General features: G+C 73.4%; 4 protein-coding genes. 2 read left to right on the top strand and 2 right to left on the bottom strand.

The features are described 5' to 3' along the window. Window positions 1–9: 9 nt before the first annotated feature. Entirely contained in the window at window positions 10–1,143 is a 1,134-nt protein-coding gene (locus FNX44_RS24005; RefSeq protein WP_143651011.1) for a ferrochelatase, read from the bottom strand. A 116-nt stretch (window positions 1,144–1,259) separates the two neighbouring features. On the opposite strand from FNX44_RS24005, the gene FNX44_RS24000 reads away from it, so the two are divergent. Beyond that, window positions 1,260–2,525 (top strand): MFS transporter, encoded by a 1,266-nt coding sequence (locus FNX44_RS24000; RefSeq protein ID WP_143651009.1) that lies wholly within the window; start codon window positions 1,260–1,262, stop codon window positions 2,523–2,525. Continuing rightward, window positions 2,473–3,804 carry a D-arabinono-1,4-lactone oxidase gene (locus FNX44_RS23995; protein ID WP_143651007.1) on the top strand — a complete coding sequence of 444 codons (1,332 nt, stop codon included), beginning with the start codon at window positions 2,473–2,475 and terminating at the stop codon, window positions 3,802–3,804. The genes FNX44_RS24000 and FNX44_RS23995 overlap by 53 nt, the downstream gene beginning before the upstream one ends. 19 nt (window positions 3,805–3,823) lie before the next feature. On the opposite strand, the gene FNX44_RS28255 is transcribed toward FNX44_RS23995, so the two are convergent. Beyond that, window positions 3,824–4,660 (bottom strand): hypothetical protein (locus FNX44_RS28255; RefSeq protein WP_173019272.1); only part of this gene is annotated, 837 nt, incomplete at its 5' end.

The raw sequence follows: 4,660 nt of genomic DNA, 5'->3' as shown, positions 1-4,660 counted from the left end.
CGGGGGAGGTCAGGCGAACGTGCTGTCGGCGCCGGCGGCGGCCGGCCTGGGGGCGCGGGCCGGGCAACAGCCGACCGGGCAGAGGTCGTGGGAGGGGCCGAGGTCGCCCAGCGCGCAGCGGTCCGGTGCCGCCCCGCGCTCGGTCGCCGCCCGCTCCAGGACAAGCTCGCGGATGCCCGCGACAAAGCGGGGGTCGGCGCCGACCGTGGCGGAGCGTACGGCCGGGAGCCCGAGTTCGGCGGCCTTGGCCAGCGCCTCGGTGTCCAGGTCGTACAGCACCTCCATGTGGTCGGAGACGAACCCGATGGGGATCATGACCACGGCCGGGGCGCCGGAGCCGTGCCGCTCCTCCAGGTGGTCGCAGATGTCGGGCTCCAGCCAGGGGATGTGCGGCGCGCCGCTGCGGGACTGGTAGACCAGCCGCCACGGCCGTTCGACGCCGGTCTCCCGGGCCACCCGGTCGGCGATGAGCCGGGCCACGTCGAGGTGCTGGGCCACGTAGGCGCCGCCGTCGCCGTGCGCCTCGACGGGGCCGCTGGTGTCCGCGGCGGCGGTGGGGATCGAGTGCGTGGTGAAGGCCAGGTGGGCGTCCCGCCGCACCTCCGCCGGCAGCTTCTCCAGCGCGGCGAGCACCCCCTCGGTCATCGGTTCGACGAAGCCGGGGTGGTTGAAGTAGTGCCGCAGCTTGTCGACGCGGGGAAGGTCCTCGCCGGCGACGCCCTCACCCGTGAGGGTCGACAGCGCGTCGGCCAGGTTCTCGCGGTACTGCCGGCAGCCGGAGTAGGAGGCGTACGCGCTGGTCGCCAGGACGAGCACCCGCCGTCGACCGTCGGCGACCATCTCGCGGAGCGTGTCGGTCAGATAGGGCGCCCAGTTGCGGTTGCCCCAGTACACCGGCAGATCGAGGCCGTTGTCCTGGAAGTCGGCGCGCAGCGCGGCGAGCAGGGCCCGGTTCTGCGCGTTGATCGGTGAGATCCCGTCGAAGAGGAAGTAGTGCTGGCCCACCTCCTCCAGGCGTTCACGCGGGATCCCCCTCCCCCGGGTGACGTTCTCCAGGAACGGCACCACGTCGTCGGGGCCTTCGGGGCCGCCGAAGGAGAGCAGGAGCAGGGCGTCGTAGGGGTGGGCTCGCTCATCGGGCATGTACCGATCCTGCCACCCGAAACTCGCGGGCGATCAGCGCCCCCGCGCCGTAATCTGTCTTCGTTCTGATGTGCCTTACACCCATCGCGTCCGTCTCCGCCTCCCGAGGAGCCCGTGTGCCCACCCCCTACCGCGCGATCTTCTCCGTGCCGGGCGCCCGGAGTTTCACCGCGGCCGGGCTGATCAGCCGGTTGCCGGTCGCCATGATGGGGCTCGGCATCGTCACGATGGTCTCCCAGCTCACCGGTGCCTACGGGCTCGCGGGCGCCCTCGCCGCCACGGTGGCGCTTTCGGTGGCGGTGTTCGGCCCCCAGGTCTCCCGGCTGGTGGACCGGCACGGCCAGCGCCGGGTGCTGCGGCCGGCGGCGGCGATCACGGTCAGCGCGGTCGGGGCCCTGACGCTGAGCACGGTGCTCGGCTGGCCGACCTGGACGCTTTTTGTCTTCGCGGTCTGCTCCGGCTGTGTGCCCAGCGTCGGGTCGATGGTGCGCGCCCGCTGGTCGGCGCTGCTGCGCGACTCCCCCGCGCGGCTGCACGCCGCCTACTCGTGGGAGACCATCGTCGACGAGGTCTGCTTCGTCTTCGGGCCGATCATCGCCATCGGCCTGTCGACCGTGTGGTTCCCGCAGGCCGGGCCGCTGGCGGCGGCCACGTTCCTCGCCGTCGGCGTCTTCTGGTTGACGGCGCAGCGCGCCACCGAACCCGTTCCGGCCCCACGCGGCACGCACGGCCGGGGTTCGGCACTACGGACTCCCGGACTGCCGTTGCCGGTGCTGACGATGGTCATGATCGGCGTCATCTTCAGCTCGGTCGACGTGATCACCGTGGCGTTCGCCGACGAACGGGGCGCCAAGTCCGCGGCGAGTCTGCTGCTCGCCGGCTACGCGCTCGGCTCCTGTCTGGCCGGAGCGGTGTTCGGGATGGTGCATCCGGTCGGCCCGGTGGAACGTCGCTGGTTTCGCGGCGTGTGCGCGGTCGCCGTGAGTATGATCCCCCTCCAACTGGCCGGGAGTCTGCCGTTCCTGGCCGTCGCGCTGTTCCTCGCCGGCATGGCCGTCGCGCCCACGATGATCGCGATGGTCGGCCTCGTCGATCAGCTTGTGCCGCGCTCCCGGCTGACCGAGGGCATGACGTGGTCCAGTACGGGCATCGCGGTCGGGGTGTCGCTCGGCGCCTCGGTGGCCGGCTGGGTCGTGGACCGGGTCGGTGCCGAGCGGGCGTTCGCCGTTCCGGCCGCGGCGGGCGCGACCGCGGCGGCACTGGCGTTCCTCGGCCACCGCCGGCTCGTCCGGCGGCCGGTGGCAGGGCGGGATCAGGAGGGGACGCGGAATGAGCGGGATCATCGCTCCGAGAAGGAGCGCGACGAGCGGCACCTGGCGTAACTGGGCCGGCAACGCCGAGGCGCGACCGCTGCGGACGGTGGCCCCGGCCACCACCGAGGCGCTGGCGGAGGTGGTCCGCCGCGCGGCGGAGGACGGGCTCCCGGTGAAGGCGGTGGGCACCGGGCACTCCTTCACCACGGTCGCCACGACGGGCGGCGTACTGATCCGCCCGGACCGGCTGACGGGCGTGCGCCGGATCGACCGCGAGGCCGGCACGGTGACCGTCGCCGCCGGCACCCCGCTGCACGTGCTCAACCGGACGTTGGCCCGCGAGGGGCTGTCGCTGACCAACATGGGCGACATCATGGAGCAGACGGTCTCCGGCGCCACCAGCACCGGCACCCACGGCACCGGCCGCGACTCTGGGTCGCTGGCCGCCCAGATCGCCGCGATGGAACTGGTGCTCGCGGACGGTTCCGTGCTCCGCTGCTCCCGCACGGAGAACCCGGAGGTGTTCAGCGCGGCCCGGGTGGGCCTCGGGGCACTCGGCGTGATCACCGAGCTGACATTCGAGGTCGAGCCGCTGTTCCTGCTGCACGCCAGGGAGGAGCCGATGCGCTTCGACCGCGTGGCCGCGGAGTTCGACCAACTTGTCGCCGAGAACGAACACTTCGAGTTCTACTGGTTCCCGCACACCGAGAACTGCAACACCAAGCGCAACAACCGCACGCAGGGACCGGCCGTCCCGCTGCCGAGGATGCGCGGCTGGGTGGACGACGAACTGCTCTCCAACGGCGTCTTCCAGGCCGTCTGCTCGCTGGGCAGGGCGGTGCCGGCGGCGGTGCCGACGGTGGCCCGCGTCTCCAGCCGGGCGCTGTCCGCGCGTTCCTACTCCGACATCCCCTACAAGGTCTTCACCAGCCCGAGGCGGGTGCGCTTCCTGGAGATGGAGTACGCCGTGCCGAGGGAGGCCGCCATGGCGGCGCTGGGCGAGCTGAAGTCCATGACGGAACGCGGCGGGCTGCGGATCGGCTTCCCGGTGGAGGTGCGCACCGCGCCGGCGGACGACATCCCGCTGTCCACGGCCGGCGGACGGGAGAGCGCCTACCTGGCCATGCACGTGTACCGGGGCACGCCGCACGAGGCGTACTTCACCGCCGCCGAGCGGATCATGACCGCGCACGGCGGCCGCCCGCACTGGGGGAAGCTGCACACCCGGGACGCCGAGTACCTGTCCGGGGTCTATCCGCGCTTCGCCGAGTTCACAGCGCTGCGGGACCGGTTGGACCCCGAGCGCCGGTTCGGCAACGACTACCTGCGCCGAGTGCTCGGCGGCTGACGGGCTGTCCGGCGCGGGGTCAGCCCGTGGGGGTGGCGCCGGGCGACGGAGTGCCGGCTCCTTCGGCGCCCGCGGAGCCTGGATCGCCCTCGCCGGGCGCCGGTTCCGGGGTGGAGGGGTCGGTGGGTTGCTGTCCGCCGCCGGTGGTCGACCCGGTGCCGTCGCCGGGATCGCCGGTCGGCGGAGTGGAGTTGTCCTCCGGTCGGCCGCTTCCCGCGGTCCCGCCCGGGTCCTGCTCGGCGGACCCGCCTCCCCTGCCGTCCGCGGGGCCGTCGGAGGGGGCGCCGGACGGGGTGTCGGCTCGCTGCTTCTCGTCGGCGGTCTCGGGCAGGTCCTGTTCGGGCGCGGGCCGGTGCCGTTCGCGTTCGAGGACCTGGCCGACGGAGGTGGTGCCGCCGCGCCCGCCGGAGACGTTGGTACCGGAAACAAGTTCGTAGAGGGTGAGGCCGCCCAGCGCCAGGACGAAGACGAGTACGGCGGTGAGCGCCAACCCGCGACGGCCGGGGCCGCCGGGACCGCCGGAGCGCCGCGGGGCGGCGGTGCCGCCGTCCCGGGCGGGGAGCGGCCGCCGGACGGTTGTCATGACCTGGTCCCGGACACCCTCTCCGGTACGCCGGAAGAGGTGTTGGAACAGCGGCCCGCCGGTGGTGGCGACCACGCTCACCACACCGGCGCCGATGATCGTTCCGTAGACGCCGAGCCGGCCGGCGATCAGCGCGGCGATGACCGCGGCCAGGGCGCTGCCGGCGACCTGGGTGAAGGTGAGGTCGATGCTCCGCTTCTTCTCCACCCCCTCGCGGGCCGTCGTCTCCCCCGCCGCGTCCACGCGGGTGGTGCGGTGGGGGCCGTCCTGGGG

This window comes from Streptomyces alkaliterrae (assembly GCF_007097205.2).
Taxonomy (GTDB): domain Bacteria; phylum Actinomycetota; class Actinomycetes; order Streptomycetales; family Streptomycetaceae; genus Streptomyces; species Streptomyces alkaliterrae.
Note: the sequence above shows the minus strand (reverse complement) of the source record. Positions and strands in the feature narration are given on the sequence as shown.

What these genes read in the sequence shown, in the direction of transcription:
- FNX44_RS24005 (WP_143651011.1), bottom strand. Translation starts at nt 1,143, where the DNA reads ATGCCCGATGAGCGAGCCCACCCCTACGACGCCCTGCTCCTGCTCTCC.
- FNX44_RS23995 (WP_143651007.1), top strand. Translation starts at nt 2,473, where the DNA reads ATGAGCGGGATCATCGCTCCGAGAAGGAGCGCGACGAGCGGCACCTGG.